The sequence below is a fragment of the Marinobacter sp. SS5-14b genome (genome assembly GCF_030541005.1).
GTDB lineage: Bacteria > Pseudomonadota > Gammaproteobacteria > Pseudomonadales > Oleiphilaceae > Marinobacter.
In genome coordinates this window covers 143301-160801 of sequence record NZ_JASSVM010000001.1, presented here as the reverse complement: position 1 = coordinate 160801, position 17501 = coordinate 143301, and the positions used below count along the sequence as shown (strand labels likewise).

Sequence of the window (17501 nt, the reverse complement as noted above, 5' to 3'; positions counted from 1 at the left end):
TCCCTACACAAAGCCTGGACCAAACGGTCCGGGCTTTGTTGTTTCTATACCCTCTACCTCATCGCCTTGAGGGCACCGGCCCACTTGGCCATTTCTTCGAGCATCGCTGAAGCCGATCCAGTGTGGTGGTCACCCGCCTGAAAATTCCGATTGTCATCCAGTAGCTCCCAGGGCATCTGAACCATCACGCTTTCGACCATGGGCATCATCTTCACCGTGGTCACCAGCTGCTTGGCCATCTGCGCCGACCGCAGGCCCCCGGATACGCCACCGTAGCTGACAAACCCACAAGGCTTGTAATTCCATTCGTTGTACACGTAGTTCAGTGCATTGATGAACGACGGCGGTGGGCAAAAATTGTATTCCGGGATCACAAACACGTAGGCATCGGCCTGGGCAACACTGTCGGACCAAGCTTTGGTGTGGTCATGCTCGTATTTTTGCATGCGGGGGTGGTTGGGCTCGTCGTAAACCGGCAAGTTGAAGTCCGCCAGGTCGACCAGATCACTGGCAAAGCCGCCCTGCTCGTTGGCAAAGCCATTGAACCACCGGCCAATTGAAGGCCCTATCCGGCCTGGGCGGGTGCTGCAAATAATCGTCTGAAGCTTGAGCGACATAATCGTTCATCCTTGTGGTGAGAAAACTCGTGGGTGCTAAAACTATAGTCACCCGATCACGCAAAAGATAACGGAGAGATCAGCAACCTTCGTTCAATTTGCCTGAACAATACAGGGGTATGGGACTTGTCATTTCAGGCCGGGGTCAGACCCCGGGTCTGACCCCGTTTTTCTTTTACTCCGAGGAAGCAATCAGGCTGGCGTTGCCGCCGGCGGCGGTGGTGTCGATGCAGAGGTGCCGTTCGATCACGTAGCGCTGGTCCAGCTTGTGCTCGTTGATGATCGGCAAGAGTGCACCGTCGCGCTTGAGCAGAGCCTGCCGATACTGCTTGAGCAGGGGCTTTTCTGCGACGCTGACCACGGCTTCAAAGCCTTGCAGTGTGGCAAGTGCTTCTGGCTCCAGAACACCGTCGCAGGCCACCACGGGCAAGCCTGCTTTGATGGCGTCGGCCAGCGCCTTTTCAGCACCCGGAGCCACCACGACCACCTTGTTACCTTGCGACAGAGCCGTGCTGGCCTGTTCTATTGCTGATTCAGCATCCGGCCCCAAACAAAGCACAACACCGCGAGCATGGCAGGACAGGTGGTTTTGCTCTCCGGTTGGCCCCGGCATTTCCTCGTGGCCAAGATCCAGGGCAATCGGCACGTAGTTGAAGAACACCTTGAGCATTTCCTGGCGCCCTTCGGCGATCGGCGCGTCGATCTTACCTACTTGGTCGATCAGCTTCTGCGCCTTGCCAGCGTTTATGGCCTTGCCTTCAACCGCGGTTTTCTCAACCACCTCACCTTTGATAAAGCGGCGCACATACTGCGGCCCGCCGGCTTTCGGGCCGGTGCCTGACAAACCTTCACCGCCAAAGGGCTGGGAGCCGACAATGGCACCGATCTGGTTGCGGTTAACGTAGGTGTTACCGACCTTGATGCGGCTGGCAATGTGCTCGATCCGGCGATCAACCCGGCTGTGAATGCCAAACGTCAGGCCATAGCCCTTGGCATTCACCGCATCCACTACCTTGTCGATGTCCTTCGCTTCGAAAGTCGCCACGTGCAGAATCGGGCCAAAGATTTCCTCTTCCATCTCCTCGATGCCGCTCACTTTGAGCACAGCGGGTGAGACGAACAGGCCTTTCTCGGGCACCGGCAACTTCTTCAGCAACTTACCCTGCTGCTCGAACCTGGCGCAGTGGTCGTTGATCTTCTTGCGGGATTCTTCATCGATGACCGGACCCACATCGGTAGACAGCAACCAGGGATCGCCAATACCGAGTTCTTCCATGGCGCCGTAGAGCATTTCCAGCAGGTTGTCGGCAATGTCTTTCTGCACGTACAACATTCGCAACGCCGAGCAACGCTGCCCGGCGCTCTGGAACGACGACGCCAGTACATCACGCACCACCTGCTCCGGCAGCGCGGTGGAATCCACGATCATGGCGTTCATACCGCCCGTTTCAGCCACCAGCGGCGCATCGGGGGCCATGTTCTCGGTCATGGCTTTGTTGATCAGTTTTGCGGTGTCAGTGCCACCGGTGAAGCACACACCCGCAACCCGTGAATCGGAGGTTAACGCAGCGCCCACGGTGCCACCGTCACCCGGCAGTAGCTGGACTGCTTCTTTCGGAATGCCGGCTTCGTGCATCAGCTCAACCGCCCGCACGGCCAGTAAAGATGTCTGCTCCGCGGGTTTGGCCACAACGGCGTTACCGGCCGCCAGGTTCGCCAGAATCTGGCCGGTAAAGATAGCCAGCGGGAAGTTCCAGGGCGAGATACAGCACATCACACCTCGGCCCTGGCCTGCATCCTTATAACGAATGCCTTCGTTGGCGTAATACATGGCGAAGTCCACGGCTTCGCGAATTTCCGCCACGGCATCCAGCAAGGATTTGCCGGCTTCACGGGTGGTCAGGGCGAATAATTCGTGAACATTCTCCTCGTACAGGTCGCCCACTTTGCGGATCAGCTCTGCCCGCTGTTCCGCCGGAACAGTTGACCACTGACTAAAGCCCTCCTGAGCCGCATCCAGCGCAGCACTGACATCAGCTTCGGACGCATAGGTAATCCGACCTACCAGATCGTCCGGATTGGCCGGGTTGCGAACCTCTACCACCTGATCACTCGAAGCGGGAACAGCCATCACCGGGCCACCCTGCCACTGATGGGTTTTGTATCGACCACGCCCTTCGTTGAGCTCGGCCACCGTGACGGGGTCGGTAATATCCCAGCCTTTGGAATTACGACGCTGATCACCGAAGAGGTTGGCCGGGCGCACGATCGCCTTACTGGAAATGTCTTTGCCAAGACCAACCACGACATCAACCGGGTCTTTGGCAATCTCCTCCGGCGTGATGCTGGTGTCGACAATCTGGTTCACAAAGGAGCTGTTGGCACCGTTTTCCAACAAGCGGCGAACCAGATAGGCCAGCAGGTCTTTGTGGGCACCCACAGGCGCATAGATGCGGCACGGCACCTTGCTGTCTTCCAGCACCTGATCGTGCAGTGACTCGCCCATGCCATGCAGGCGCTGAAATTCGAATTTGTCACGACTCAGATCTTTCGCCAGTTCCAGTACCGCAGACACAGAGTGGGCGTTATGGGTGGCAAACTGCGGGTAGATCCGGTCTGTCATGCCCAACAACTGACGGGTACAGGCCAGATAGGAGACGTCACTGCAGGCTTTACGGGTGAACACGGGGAAGTCGGTCAGGCCCATCACCTGTGCGCGCTTGATCTCCGCATCCCAGTAAGCACCCTTGACCAGGCGCACCATGATGCGACGGTCAAGCTTTTGCGCCAGCCCATACAGCCAGTCCAGAGTCTGGGACGCCCGTTTGGCAAAGGCCTGAACCACAATGCCAAAGCCATCCCAGCCTTTAAGCTCGGGCGCGGACAAAACTGCTTCAATGACGTCGAGCGACAGGTCCAGCCGGTCCTGTTCTTCGGCATCAATATTGAAACCCATGTTAGCGGCAGCGGCTTTTTTGGCCAAAGTCAGAGCGCGAGGAACCAGCTCGTCCATTACCCGCTCTTTCTGACCATATTCATAACGGGCCAGCAGTGCCGAAAGTTTGACCGAAATACCCGGGTTGGTGCGCACATCGCCTTCACAGCGCTTGCTGATACTGTCGATGGCATCGGAGTACGCCTTGAAATACCGCTCCGCATCTTCGTCGGTGCGGGCGGCCTCACCCAGCATGTCGTAGGAGTAGGTATACCCCTGCGCTTCTTGCGCCTTGCCATTGTCCTGAGCTTCTTCAATGTCTCTACCCAGCACAAACTGCCGGCCCATTTCCTTCATAGCCTGGCCTGCGGCCACGCGAACCACCGGCTCCCCCATACGCTTGACCAGCCTGCGCAGAGTATCGCCCACGCTCTGGCGCTCGGAGTCTTTAAGCAGGTTGCTGGTCATCAGCAACGCCAGGGTGGCAGAGTTGATCAGCCCGGATTTGGCCTTGCCCACATGGGCGCCCCAGTTGCCCGAGGTGATCTTGTCTTCAATCAGGTCCTGAATGGTCAGGTTGTCCGGTACGCGAAGTAACGCCTCGGCGAGACACATCAATGCCACACCTTCTTTGGTGGTCAACCCGTACTCGGCGAGGAATTTTTCCATAATGGTCGGGCGCGCGCCGTTTCGAACGCTGCGAACCAGGTCTGCGGCCCGGGCGGAAATAGCCTTACGGGTGTCGTCCGACAACTGAGCTTCAGCAATCAGCCGGTGAATTACTTGATATTCGTCCGTCAGATAATTGCTGCGGATGGCGTGGCGCAACTCATTCATATCTGGCGTCGCGGATTGCTGTGAACTCATGGGGCTACCCTCCTGATTATTTTTAACGCTGTCCGCATTCTAAGCCAAGGCGGAATATGCTATTTTCCTGTTCATTGGCATTTTGCCTTAATATTTTCCTTTATTAGCCAGCGATGAATTACCACTAATCCTGCCAAATCGGTAGAATCAGACGCATCAGCCTCTCAACAACAAACTGATCGCTTTACATTAAAGGATAGCAGCCATGCCGGATCTCGACAGAATCGACCATTCAATCATCCGGGAGCTGCAGAAAAACGCCCGCATGACGGTGACGGACCTCGCCTCTCGGGTCGGGCTGTCTAAAACGCCTTGCCAGGTACGCATGCGCCGACTGGAGGAGCACGGGTACATCACCGGCTACAGCGCCATGGTCAACCAGACCAAACTCGGGCTATCTCATGTGGCGTTTGCACAGGTCACACTGAATGACACCAGCAGCAAAGCACTCGCCACCTTCAACACTGCAGTGAAGCAGATTTCTGCCGTAGAGCAATGTCATATGATGGCGGCCAACTTTGACTACCTGCTGAAAATCCGAACAAAGAATATGGCCGAGTACCGCCAGGTACTGGGGGAACAGATATCGAGCCTGCCTCACGTATTGCAAACCAGCACCTTTGTGGTGATGGAAAGCGTGAAAGACCGGGGCCTATAATGAATGCCTCAGCCCCGACCACATGGGTGGCCCTTTAGCATGCGCATTGTTATCGCCCCGGATTCGTTCAAGGAGTGCCTGACAGCCGAAGAGGTGGCAAGCGCCATTGCCCGTGGCTGGCAAAGGGCAGCTCCGGACGATGAGCTGATCAAGATCCCCCTGGCGGACGGCGGCGAAGGCACCACAGTGGCACTGACAAGAGCCTGCCAGGGGCAGCTACAGTCTGTATCCGTCACTGGCCCTCTGGGCGATCCCGTGACCGCCCACTTCGGTCTGATCGGAAATGGTGAAACAGCCATTGTGGAGGTAGCTGAAGGCAGTGGCCTGCACTGCGTACCGCCCCATAGAAGAGACTCAATGAGGGCTTCCAGTTTCGGCACGGGCGAGCTGCTTCTCGCAGCACTTGCACATCACCCGGCCACCCTGATCATGGGGCTCGGTGGCAGCGCCACTACGGACGGTGGCGCAGGTCTGTTACAGGCACTCGGCGCCCGGTTGCTGGACGAACATGGCGACGATATCCCCCCGGGGGGCCAGGGGCTTGCGAAGCTCCACAGCCTGGACCTCAAACCGGCCGCCCAGCGCTTTGACGGGGTCCGCCTGATAGTCGCCTGCGATGTCACTAACCCTTTGCTTGGCCCCCATGGCGCGGCGGCCGTGTTTGGCCCGCAGAAGGGAGCCACTGCTGCACAGGTTGCCGAGCTGGACAATAATCTTGCGCACTTCGCACGGCTACTCGACGCACAGGGCCTGGACATAGCCGGCTTCCCCGGCAGCGGCGCCGCAGGTGGCATCGGAGGCATGGCCGCTGGCATTCTTGGCGCAGAACTCCGTCCCGGCATTGAATTGGTCATAGAAACGCTGGAGCTGGAAGGCCAGATCAAGAAGGCCGACCTGGTGATTACGGCGGAGGGATCGATCGATGCGCAAAGCGCCTCTGGCAAGACACCGGCAGGCGTCGCGGCTCTGGCAAAAAAATACGGCGTGCCAGCCATCGGCCTGGCCGGAAAGCTGGGTGGCGATCTCAACGAACTGCATGACCTGGGGTTGTCAGCGGCATTCTCTATTACACCCGCACCGATGGACCTCCAGCAGGCCTATGCAAGCGCTGATTTTAATCTGGAGCAGTCGTCGGAGCAGCTGGCAAGGCTTGTCCACCGCCTTTCCGGCACCCCCTGATTGAGAAGCTCAGGTGCGGATCAGAGAGTTCGACAAGCCCGACAGGTCTATTTTTCCCCGCGCAAGCTGAACCTTGCCCCTGCGCTCCAGCTCCTTCAGTAGTCGGCTGACTACCTCCCGCGCGGTACCAAGCTCCACCGCCAACTCCTGGTGCGTGATCGTCAGCAACTTTTGCCCCTGGCCCGCCCGGGCCTGCAACCATTCTTCAAGCCGCTCATCCATTCGATGAAAGGCCACTTCCTCAACCAGCATCATCAGATCATCCAGGCGACGGCCATAAGATTCCATAATGCCCAGGCGAAATTCGGCGGACTGATCCATCAACCGATCAAACAGGCCTCTGGGGACCATGGCGGCCTCCGACTCTTCTTCAACCACCGCTTCGGCCCGATATCCCCGCCCGGTCATCAGACAGCCGATCGACAGGGTGCAGATATCATCCGGGCCCATCCGGTAAAGCACGATGCTGTGCCCTGATGCCCCCGTCATCTGTACCTTGATGCTGCCACCCAACACCAACGGCAAACCACGACAATGCTCTCCGGCACTGAACAACACCTGCCCGGCTGGAAAACGCATGGTGCTTATGCCGTCGAGTGCCTCGCTGCGCAAGCGATCACTGAGGGTATTCAGAATACTGTGCTTTGTCATTGATGGCGCCTGGATTGCCAATGAAGTTTCTCCTGTGTGACTTTATCACTGAACCGCGACCACCACAGGAATATAGTCAAGCCATCACCCGACATCACACAGGAGATTCAGAGATGACGGTAAACATGGGTTCAGCAGACCGTATAATTCGTGCCATCGTGGGCGTTGTCTTGATCGCTCTGGTATTTGTAGGCCCGCAAACCGCCTGGGGCTGGGTTGGCATAGTACCACTTGCCACTGCCTTGATCGGCAACTGCCCCGCCTACTCCATCTTCGGCATCAAGACCTGCAAAACCAAATAACGCGCAGTCAGGCCTTCCTGAACGCAGAAAGGCCGGAGTGCTGAAGCACCCCGGCCTTTCCTGATCGTCCTGAACAACCGCGACGGTCGTTGTTAACGCGCGGGCGCGTTCAGTACGTCCAGCACTTCTTCAAGCTCGGTAATCATCTGCCGGATCAGTTGCTTGTACTGCGTTGTGTCATCCTTGACCTCAGTGCTGCTCAGCTTTTGCTTGGCACCACCGATGGTGTAGCCCTGATCGTACAGCAGGCTTCGAATCTGGCGAATGGTGATCACATCGGCGCGCTGATAGTAGCGGCGGTTACCCCGGCGCTTGACCGGCGACAACTGAGGGAACTCCTGCTCCCAATACCTCAGTACGTGCGCTTTTACCGCACACAGATCGGCAACTTCACCAATGGTAAAGTAGCGCTTCCCCGGAATGGTGGGGAGTTCGTTGTTATGACTCGGTTCCAGCATACGCTTCTACTTTCTGTTTCAATTTCTGACCTGGTCGAAACGTAACTACGCGTCGTGCACTGATAGGAATTTCTTCACCCGTTTTCGGGTTCCGTCCCGGCCGTTGCTTCTTGTCCCTGAGATCAAAGTTGCCGAAACCCGACAATTTAACCTGCTCGTTATGGCTGAGTGCGCCTCTGATTTCATCGAAGAAAGCCTCGACCATTTCCTTGGCCTCCCGCTTGTTGAGACCCAACTCTTCATACAAGCGCTCTGCCATGTCCGCTTTCGTCAAAGCCGCCATCTGTCAACTCCTCAGTGTTGCCCCCAACTCTTCCTTCAGGGCATCAATTACCCCATTGAAGAGCGAATGCACTTCGTCTTCATTGAGCGTGCGTTCGGGATGCTGCCAGAACAGGCTGAGCGCCAGGCTGCGATTGCCTTCACCCAGGCTTTCGCCCTCATAGACATCAAACACACGCAACGCCGTGAGGTGTTCGCCGGCATGCTTACGGGCCACATGCTCAACCTGAGCGAACGCCACATCGTTTCCGATAATAATAGCCAAATCGCGCCGAACTTCCGGGAATTTTGAAATATCTTTGAAATTAGGCACATATCCAGAAACGATCGAATTCAAGAATAGCTCAAACATCAGGATCGTGCCATTAAGTTCAAGATTTTTCTGAACTTGTGGGTGCAGTGTTCCCAGCCAACCCACATGCTCACCATCCCGCAGTAATTCTGCGGTCTGGCCCGGATGCAATGCCGGGTGCTGACTGGCAATAAACTGGATTTCGATGCCGAGCAGCCGGAACAAACCTTCCAACTCTCCTTTTACATCAAAGAAATCCGCTGTTCTGCGACCGTTTACCCAGTTTTCAGATGTCTGATGACCAACCACTACGCCCGCCAACATGGGCTGCTGATCAATCTGATCGCCGTTTTGCTCGAAGCGCAGCCCGGATTCAAAGAGCCGGATACGAGGCTGCTGGCGGTTCTGGTTGTGCAAAACGGTTTTCAGCAAGCCGCTCCAGAGTGTCGTACGCATCACCGACAGGTCGCTGGAAATGGGGTTTGCCAAGGCAATACCTTCCCGCTCCGGGTCAATCAACTGCTGCACCTTCGGATCAACAAAGCTGTAGGTCACTGCCTCCTGGTAGCCCTGCGCCACAAAGTAGTTGCGGATAGCTGAAAGTGGACGAACCGCCTCTTCACGGGCGCGCAAGCCCAGGGAGCCTGTCGGTTCGGTGACCGGCAGATTGTTGTAGCCAAAAATGCGCCCTACTTCTTCGATCAGATCTTCTTCAATAGAGATATCCGGGCGGAAGCTGGGCACACTGATCCGCCAGCCGTCCTTCAGTAATTTGTCGACATGCAGGCCCAGGCGGGACAGAATTTCTTCAACCGTGGTGCGGTCAATTGCCAGACCCAGCACATCCGCCAGACGCTTTTCACGCAGGTCAATCGCTCTGGGCTTGGGCAAGTCTTCCCAGCTGGCCACTTCAACAATCTCACCCGGCTCGCCGCCCACGATGTCCATCAACAGGCGGGTTGCTCGCTCCATGGCGTCGCGGGCCAGCTCGTAGTCAACGCCGCGTTCGAAACGGTGAGAAGCATCGGTATGCAAACCGTACTGACGCGCCTTGCCAGCCAGCATTATCGGTTCGAAGTAAGCCGATTCCAGCACCAGGTCCCGCGTTTTTTCGCTGACACCCGAGTGTTCACCACCCATAACTCCGGCAATCGCGATCGGCTTATCGTGATCGGCAATCAGAAGCGTCTCAGGAGTAAGGTCCACTTCCTGGCCATCCAGCAATACCAATTTTTCTCCGGCCTTGGCCATGCGAACCACGATACCACCCGCCACTTCTTCCCGGTCAAAGGCATGCATCGGCTGGCCAAGCTCCAGCATCACGTAGTTGGTGACGTCGACCGCAGCATCAATAGAACGGATACCGGAGCGGCGCAGTTTTTCCTGCATCCACAGCGGCGTTTCTGCCTGCAGGTTGACGTTGCGCAGGATGCGGCCCAGGTAACGGGGGCAGCCTTCCGGCGCTTCTACCCGAATGTCCGGCACATCGGAGTGCACCGCTTCAACCGGCAGGATCTCGGGGGCATTTACCAACAGGCTGTTCAATACACCCACTTCACGGGCCAGACCCTTGATGGAAAGGCAGTCGCTGCGGTTGGGCGTAAGATCCACATCAATGGCGATATCATTCAGCTTAAGGTATTCCGCGATGTCCTGCCCCACCGGTGCATCTTCCGGCAACTCCATCAGGCCATCATGGTTCTCCGAAAGGGCAAGTTCCGATTCCGAACAGAGCATGCCTTCAGAGGGCTGGCCGCGTAGCTTGGCCTTCTTGATCTTGAAGTTGCCCGGCAGAACCGCACCCACAACGGCGAAAGGCACTTTCAGGCCATTGCGCACATTGGGAGCACCACAGACAACCTGAACGGTCTGCGTGCCGTCACTGACCTGACACACGCGCAGCTTGTCGGCGTCCGGGTGAGCTTCGACAGAGACGACTTCGCCCACGACTACGCCGGTGAATTCACCCGCTACCGCTTCAAAGCCATCTACTTCCAACCCGGCCATGGTGATCTGGTCCATCAGCTCCTGGGAACCAATGCTCGGATTAACCCACTCACGCAGCCACTGTTCACTGAATTTCATCGTTCTTGCCTTGTCCTGATGCCATTTATGCGGTTGATTCGGAATCCTGCTTGCGCCGTTCTGCCCTTCGGCTTAACGAAACTGACGCAGAAAACGCAGGTCGTTTTCGAAGAACATGCGCAGGTCTTTCACGCCATAGCGAAGCATGGCCAGGCGCTCAACGCCCAGACCAAAAGCAAAGCCACGATATTCCTCGGCATCAATACCGCAATGCTCGAACACCTTCGGGTGCACCATGCCGCAGCCCATGACTTCCAGCCACTTGATACTGCCATCCGGTTCCCGACCCCACTCGATATCCACTTCGGCAGAAGGCTCGGTGAACGGGAAATAAGATGGACGAAAACGCACTTTCAGGTCCCGCTCGAAGAACACCCGCAGAAATTCTTCCACCGTACTCTTCAGATCAGCAAAGCTGACGTTCTTCTCAACCAGCAGGCCTTCAACCTGGTGGAACATGGGGGTGTGGGTCATGTCGGAATCGCAGCGATAGACCCGCCCCGGGCAAATCATCCGGAACGGCGGCTTGCCAGCTTCCATGGTTCGGATCTGCACCGGTGACGTGTGGGTGCGCAGCAACGTGCCCGGATTGAAATAGAAGGTGTCGTGCATGGCACGCGCCGGGTGGTGACCCGGAATGTTAAGGGCTTCGAAGTTATGGTAATCGTCTTCGATTTCCGGGCCCTGCTCCACGCTGTACCCGGCGCGGGCAAAAATTTCTTCAATGCGCTCGAGCGTCCGCGTCACAGGATGCAAACCACCCAGATCCTGACCACGACCCGGCAGGGTTACATCGATGGATTCACTGGCAAGCTTTGCCTCAATGGCGATCTTTTCAAGGTTCGCGCGACGGGCATTGATGGCCTGTTCAACCTGACCCTTGGCTTCATTGATTTTCTGGCCGGCGGCAGGACGCTCCTCCGCAGAAAGTTTGCCCAGGGTTTTCGCCTGTTGGGTGATCACCCCTTTTTTGCCGAGGTATTCCACGCGAATGTGATCAAGTGCCTGAAGGTTGTCCGCTTGCTCTACCGCGTTCAAACCATCCTGAACCAGTTGCTCCAGGTTATCCATTGACCCTGCTCCAAACCAGAAATGGGGTAGGTTAAAACAAAAATAGGGGAAGAGCGTGCCCTTCCCCTATCAGAAGGCGCCAGCATGATGTCATGAGGCGCCCGGATCGATCCGTAATCGATGAAAGAGCTTAAGCGATCACAGGGATGCTTTGGCTTTCTCAACAACAGCGGCAAACGCCTGCTGCTCGTTCATAGCCAGATCGGCCAGAACCTTACGATCGATTTCAACATTCGCTTTCTTCAGACCAGCGATCAAACGGCTGTAAGACAGACCGTTTGCACGGGCGCCAGCGTTGATACGAGCGATCCACAGTGCGCGGAAAGCGCGCTTACGGTTACGACGGTCACGGTATGCGTACTGACCGGCTTTGATAACCGCTTGCTTGGCAACGCGGAATACACGACTACGAGCGCCGTAATAACCCTTGGCCTGCTTGAGAATCTTCTTGTGACGACGACGTGCTACCACGCCACGTTTTACACGAGCCATACTTTAGTCCTTTTACCTTAATATCTGAGCAAGAATGTTTGGCAGCTTGATCAGCAAGCCGTCATACGCTTGATTGACGCCACGTCAGACTTGGCAATCAGCTTGGTGCCGCGCAGCTGACGCTTACGCTTCGGGCTCTTCTTGGTCAGGATATGACTGGTGAAGGACTGCTTGTGCTTGAAGCCAGTGGCGGTTTTCTTGAACCGCTTGGTAGCTCCGCTCTTGGTTTTCATCTTAGGCATTTTTTAAAACTCCGCATTCTATTTTTGAGTAAAACAATTGTGCCCCTGAACGACAAATCCCCCGCCGATGCGGGGGACCCATCACAGGATCAGGTTCACTTCTTTTTGCGGGGCGCCACAATCATGGTCATCTGCCGGCCTTCCATTTTCGGCCGCATCTCAACCGTTGCGATTTCTTCAAGATCTTTTTCGATCCGCTCCATGAGCTTCATACCGATTTCCTGGTGTGCCATCTCACGGCCACGGAACCGAATCGTAATCTTGCCGCGGTCCCCGTTTTCAAGGAAACGTACCAGGTTGCGTAGTTTTACCTGATAATCCCCTTCTTCAGTTCCTGGACGGAACTTAAGCTCTTTGACTTGCGTCTGCTTCTGTTTCTTCTTGGCAGCCGCCTTCGCTTTCTTCTCGTCGAAGATCTTCTTGCCGTAATCCATTATCTTACAGACGATCGGATCGGAATCCGTAACCTGCACCAGATCAAGGGTAGCTTCTTCGGCCATTCGAATGGCCTCCTCGATCGATACAACACCAACCTGATTGCCTTCGGCATCGATCAGTCGGACTTCAGTTGCGTCAATATTCTCATTGATAGGCGCTTTTGGAGTACGCCCACCCCGATTCGCTCGCTGTTTAATAATCAGATCTCCGTTTTGGTTCTGCCTTTACGTTGAATGTCACCAGCCAGCAGCTGTTCAAACGCTTCAAGCGATAGGGTCCCTAAATCTTCGCCTTTGCGGGTGCGCACCGCAACCGCATTGTTCTCGACTTCTTTGTCGCCAACAACGACAAGATAGGGCACCTTGTTAAGAGTATGCTCGCGGATTTTAAAGCCGATCTTCTCGTTTCTCAAGTCAGCATTAACCCGATATCCCAAAGAATCCCATTTTTTGGCCAAATTCTGACAGTAATCACGCTGATTATCGGTGATATTCAGTACCGCAATCTGGGTTGGCGCCAGCCAGGTGGGGAATGCACCTTCGTATTCTTCGATCAGTATACCGATAAACCGTTCAAAAGACCCGAGAACGGCCCGATGCAGCATAACCGGCGTTTTCCGCTCGGAATTATCAGCCACATACTGGGCGCCCAGACGGCCCGGCATAGAAAAATCGACCTGAATGGTACCACACTGCCATACCCGACCGAGACAGTCTTTCAGAGAATACTCGATTTTCGGGCCGTAGAAGGCACCTTCGCCCGGCAACAGCTCCCAGTCAACACCTTCACGATTGAGAGCCTGCTCAAGTGCCGCCTCGGCTTTGTCCCAGACTTCATCAGAGCCAACACGCTTTTCAGGGCGGGTAGACAGCTTGTACAGGATCTCCGTAAAACCGAAATCCTCGTACACCTCGTGCAGCATCTTCATGAAAGCTGACACCTCTTCCTGAATGGCGTCTTCTTCGCAGAAAATGTGGGCATCATCCTGGGTAAATCCACGCACCCGCATCAGGCCGTGCAGCGCGCCGGAAGCTTCATTCCGGTGGCAGGAACCGAATTCCGCCAGGCGCAGCGGCAAATCCTTGTAGCTCTTCAGGCCCTGGTTGAACACCTGCACGTGGCAGGGGCAGTTCATGGGCTTGATGGCATAGTCGTGTTTCTCGGACTCGGTGGTAAACATGCCGTCCTTGAACTTGTCCCAATGCCCGGATTTCTCCCACAAAGTACGGGACACCACCTGCGGTGTCTTGATTTCCTGGTAGCCATGCTGGTGCTGCTTGGCCCGCATGTACTGTTCAATTTCCTGATACAGCGACCAGCCATCCGGGTGCCAGAACACCATACCCGGAGCTTCTTCCTGCATATGGAACAGGCCCAGCTTCTTGCCAATCTTGCGGTGGTCCCGCTTCTCCGCTTCTTCCAGGCGATTCAGGTAGGCCTTGAGCTCTTTCTTGTTGCCCCAGGCAGTACCGTAAATCCGTTGCAGCTGCTCGTTATTCTGGTCACCACGCCAGAACGCACCCGCCACCTTGGTCAGCTTGAAAGCTTTCAGCTTACCCGTGCTGGGCACGTGGGGCCCGCGGCAAAGGTCAATAAAATCACCCTGACTGTAGAATGACAGGTCTTCCTCACCGGGAATGTCCTCGATGATGCGGACCTTGTATTCCTCGCCCATTTTTTCAAACAGCTTGACCGCATCTTCCCTGGACATAACGGAACGGGAAACCGGCAAGTCCTGCTTGGCCAGTTCTTCCATCCGCTTTTCGATACGCGCCAGGTCTTCATTGGTAAACGGGCGCTCGTATTTGAAATCGTAATAGAAACCGTTTTCGATCACCGGCCCGATGGTTACCTGGGCACCCGGGAACAGCTCCTGTACGGCCATCGCCATCAGGTGAGCGGTGGAATGGCGGATCACATCCACGCCGTCTTCATCGCGTTCCGTTACGATGGCCAGCTCGGTGTCGTTCTCGATCCGGAAACTGGTGTCGACCAGCTTGCCATTCACTTTTCCGGCCAGAGCGGCTTTCGCCAGGCCTGCGCCAATATCGGCTGCAACATCGTGAACGGTAACGGCTTCTGCAAAGCTGCGATGGCTGCCATCCGGCAGAGTAATAACGGGCATGGTGCTCTCCTGTGGTTTCTCAGCGGTGATCTATACCAAAGATCACATGTTTGCCGGCTTCCGCGATACAAACCGTGGGCCGAATTGTGCAGGAGTTTACCAGAAAAAAGCCCGGCAACAATGCCGGGCTTTTTTCAGCGCGCTTGACGGGCGGCTAGGCCGCCTGAGGTTGCGCCTCCTCCCTTGCCTTCCGCTTGAGCTGGCCAAAAGCCACCAGCGCCAGCAGCAAGAGTGCGGGAATGAACATCAACTCTCTGGGCGGCCGTTCAAGCTGTGCCTGGACAGCCTCAATACTCCACCCGAACTGGATACCGGCCTTCTCGGCAGCGCTACCGAAATTGACGAAGTCTACGGCCAGAGCGCCATCAAACTCTGACACCTCCAACCCGGCAGCTGCCATGCGCTCGGTGGCGGTCTCGCCTGCCGGCATGTCAAGCTCAACATAAGTGGTTATGTCACTACCATCCAGAGACATGCCGGACACCCGGAAAACAACCGACTCATCAACCGGCGCGGTTTCCACATACTCCATAATCGCCGCACCCTGACGCTCTTCATAGGGCGGATAGACCATATCCCACCAGAAGCCTGGTCGAAACATGGTAAAAGTGATCAAAAGCAGTGCCACCGTCTCCCACCACCGGGTTTTGGTGAACCAATAACCTTGCGTAGCCGCCGAAAAAACCAACATGGCTGTGACGGCACTCGCGATGGTAATCAGCAGGTCAACCCAACCGGTAAGCCCTATCAGTAATAACTGGGTATTGAAGATAAACATGAACGGTAGAATGGCCGTCCGAATATCGTAGGTGAACCCTTGAATACCCGTTCGTATGGGATCTGCTCCGGAAATGGCGGCCGCCGCGTAGGCGGCCAACCCAACGGGTGGCGTATCATCCGCCAAAATGCCGAAGTAGAACACGAACAAGTGCACGGCTATCAGCGGAACCAGCAAACCATTCTGCGCGCCCAACGAGACGATGACGGGCGCCATCAAGGTGGACACCACTATATAGTTTGCAGTAGTGGGCAACCCCATCCCGAGAACCAAACTGATCACGGCCGTAAAGATCAGCATCAGCATCAAATTACCGCCGGAAAGGAACTCTACAAACTGAGTCATCACAAGGCCGATGCCGGTGAGGGTAACGGTTCCCACAACGATACCCGCCGTTGCCGTAGCCACGCCAATGCCGACCATGTTGCGACCGCCCGTGGCGAGCGAATGGAACAAGTCTGAGATGCCGCCGACAAATTCAGCCAATAGCCCGCTGTGGTTACGGAAGAAAGCTTTCAACGGCCGCTGGGTCACCACAATAAAGATCATGAACAGGGTTGCCCAGAAGGCGGATAGCTGAGGGGAGAAACGCTCAACAGTGAGGCACCATACCAGCACCACCACGGGCAAAAGATAATACAGACCGGTCTTTACCGTTGGCCCTACTTCAGGAAGCTCACCCATTTCCTTCTCGGGATCATCCTCCTCAAGCTCGGGGAACCTGGTGGCATAATTCACAAGACCTGCGTAGGCTGCCAAAACCGCCGCACCCAATATCCACGTAGCCGAATCACCAAAATAGGCCTTGGTCCAGCCAATACCGTAATACACTGCAAACGTCAGAATAATCAGCCCGAGCAGCACCACCACCCAGGTCAACATTCGCTGAGCAAGGGTTGGGCGGTTAAGCCGCTCAATACCGTGCATTTTCAGTTTGCACGCTTCCAGATGAACGATATAGATCAGTGCCACATAGGAAATGAGCGCAGGCAGAATGGCGTGCTTGATCACTTCCAGATAAGAAATACCGACGTATTCCACCATCAGAAACGCCGCAGCCCCCATGATCGGCGGTGTCAGCTGGCCGTTTGTCGAAGCCGCAACTTCCACGGCGCCCGCTTTGGTGGCAGGAAAGCCTACCCGCTTCATCAGGGGGATGGTAAAAGTTCCCGTGGTAACAACGTTGGCTATGGATGAACCGGAGATCACGCCGCTGAGACCACTGGAGACCACAGCCGCTTTTGCCGGCCCCCCTTTCATGTGCCCCAGCATGGCGTAAGCCACTTTGATGAAGTAATTACCGGCTCCAGCCCGCTCCAACAAGGCACCGAACAGAACGAACAGGAACACAAAACTGGTAGAAACCCCCAGGGCCACACCAAACACACCTTCCGTGCCCAACCATTGATGGGAGGACAGCTTGCTGAGACTCACCCCCTTGTGTGAAATAACATCCGGCATGTAAGGGCCGGCCAAGGAGTATCCAATAAACACCAGCGCCACGATGGTAAGTGGCAATCCCAGTGCTCTTCGCGTCGCCTCCAGCAATAGCGCAAGCCCAACCAGAGCTACCCATAGATCCTGGGTAATTGGCGCGCCAGGGCGCTGGGAGAGCTGGTCATAGAAGACATAAAGATAAGAGGCAGCGAACGCGGCCGCCAGTGCGAGCACCCAGTCATATATGGGCACCTTCGTGGAGTGCACACCCTTGATCATCGGGAATGCGGAAAACGCAAGAAACACGGCAAACGCAAGATGAATAGAGCGCGCTTCCGTTGAGTTAAATATACCGAAGTTCAGAATGAACGGCAGGGGAGATGCAATCCAGAGCTGGAATAACGACCAGCACACCGGCACGATGAATAGGATTACAGCCGCAGGCCCGGCAAGCGCCCTGCCTCCGATTTCCGTCTGCAATACCTGATCAACCTTGGCAGCATCCACACCCGCCCCGGTACCCGGGTCATTCTTTGCCATGGAATGTTCCTGTGATGTGAAGAAAATCTGGTTGAATAAACAGAGCGGGCCT

At 55.9% G+C, this 17501-nt stretch carries 15 protein-coding genes; 3 read left to right on the top strand and 12 right to left on the bottom strand.

Going from position 1 to position 17501, the window contains the following annotated elements:
• Nucleotides 1-53 precede the first annotated feature (53 nt).
• Nucleotides 54-617 carry an NADPH-dependent FMN reductase gene (locus tag QPL95_RS00695; protein ID WP_303289097.1) on the bottom strand — a complete coding sequence of 188 codons (564 nt, stop codon included), beginning with the start codon at nt 615-617 and terminating at the stop codon, nt 54-56.
• A gap of 175 nt (nt 618-792) precedes the next feature.
• A complete protein-coding gene (gene putA / locus QPL95_RS00690) occupies nt 793-4419 on the bottom strand; it encodes a bifunctional proline dehydrogenase/L-glutamate gamma-semialdehyde dehydrogenase PutA (protein ID WP_303289096.1) in 3627 nt (1208 codons plus the stop codon).
• Nucleotides 4420-4624: 205 nt separating this feature from the next.
• On the opposite strand from putA, the gene QPL95_RS00685 reads away from it, so the two are divergent.
• Complete coding sequence (locus tag QPL95_RS00685; protein WP_303289095.1) at nt 4625-5077, top strand: Lrp/AsnC ligand binding domain-containing protein; 453 nt, start codon at nt 4625-4627, stop codon at nt 5075-5077.
• Nucleotides 5078-5116: 39 nt separating this feature from the next.
• Nucleotides 5117-6256 (top strand): glycerate kinase, encoded by a 1140-nt coding sequence (locus tag QPL95_RS00680; protein ID WP_303289094.1) that lies wholly within the window; start codon nt 5117-5119, stop codon nt 6254-6256.
• Between the two features lie 9 nt (nt 6257-6265).
• On the opposite strand, the gene QPL95_RS00675 is transcribed toward QPL95_RS00680, so the two are convergent.
• A complete protein-coding gene (locus QPL95_RS00675) occupies nt 6266-6907 on the bottom strand; it encodes a Crp/Fnr family transcriptional regulator (protein WP_303289093.1) in 642 nt (213 codons plus the stop codon).
• Between the two features lie 113 nt (nt 6908-7020).
• Between QPL95_RS00675 and QPL95_RS00670 the strand changes: the two genes are divergently transcribed.
• Entirely contained in the window at nt 7021-7209 is a 189-nt protein-coding gene (locus QPL95_RS00670) for a DUF2892 domain-containing protein (RefSeq protein WP_303289092.1), read from the top strand.
• Nucleotides 7210-7301: 92 nt separating this feature from the next.
• On the opposite strand, the gene QPL95_RS00665 is transcribed toward QPL95_RS00670, so the two are convergent.
• The 9 genes from QPL95_RS00665 to QPL95_RS00625 all read right to left on the bottom strand — a co-directional run bounded on the left by QPL95_RS00665 (nt 7302) and on the right by QPL95_RS00625 (nt 17449).
• On the bottom strand, nt 7302-7667 hold the full coding sequence (locus tag QPL95_RS00665) for a MerR family transcriptional regulator (RefSeq protein ID WP_303289091.1): 366 nt from the start codon (nt 7665-7667) through the stop codon (nt 7302-7304).
• Entirely contained in the window at nt 7648-7950 is a 303-nt protein-coding gene (gene ihfA / locus QPL95_RS00660; RefSeq protein ID WP_044386556.1) for an integration host factor subunit alpha, read from the bottom strand. The genes QPL95_RS00665 and ihfA overlap by 20 nt, the downstream gene beginning before the upstream one ends.
• A 3-nt stretch (nt 7951-7953) precedes the next feature.
• Nucleotides 7954-10326, bottom strand: a complete 2373-nt coding sequence (pheT, locus tag QPL95_RS00655; protein ID WP_303289090.1) for a phenylalanine--tRNA ligase subunit beta — start codon at nt 10324-10326, stop codon at nt 7954-7956.
• 72 nt (nt 10327-10398) lie between these two features.
• Complete coding sequence (pheS, locus tag QPL95_RS00650; protein WP_303289089.1) at nt 10399-11397, bottom strand: phenylalanine--tRNA ligase subunit alpha; 999 nt, start codon at nt 11395-11397, stop codon at nt 10399-10401.
• Nucleotides 11398-11535: 138 nt separating this feature from the next.
• Nucleotides 11536-11889: a 50S ribosomal protein L20 gene (rplT, locus tag QPL95_RS00645; RefSeq protein ID WP_022989373.1), complete on the bottom strand. Its 354-nt coding sequence runs from the start codon at nt 11887-11889 to the stop codon at nt 11536-11538.
• A gap of 50 nt (nt 11890-11939) precedes the next feature.
• On the bottom strand, nt 11940-12131 hold the full coding sequence (rpmI, locus tag QPL95_RS00640; protein WP_007151842.1) for a 50S ribosomal protein L35: 192 nt from the start codon (nt 12129-12131) through the stop codon (nt 11940-11942).
• Nucleotides 12132-12226: 95 nt separating this feature from the next.
• On the bottom strand, nt 12227-12772 hold the full coding sequence (gene infC / locus QPL95_RS00635) for a translation initiation factor IF-3 (RefSeq protein ID WP_303289711.1): 546 nt from the start codon (nt 12770-12772) through the stop codon (nt 12227-12229).
• The gene (gene thrS, locus QPL95_RS00630) at nt 12769-14694 is read right to left on the bottom strand and encodes a threonine--tRNA ligase (protein WP_303289088.1); all 1926 of its coding nucleotides are present in this window, start codon (nt 14692-14694) and stop codon (nt 12769-12771) included. The genes infC and thrS overlap by 4 nt, the downstream gene beginning before the upstream one ends.
• A gap of 154 nt (nt 14695-14848) precedes the next feature.
• A complete protein-coding gene (locus tag QPL95_RS00625; RefSeq protein ID WP_303289087.1) occupies nt 14849-17449 on the bottom strand; it encodes a TRAP transporter permease in 2601 nt (866 codons plus the stop codon).
• Nucleotides 17450-17501 lie beyond the last annotated feature (52 nt).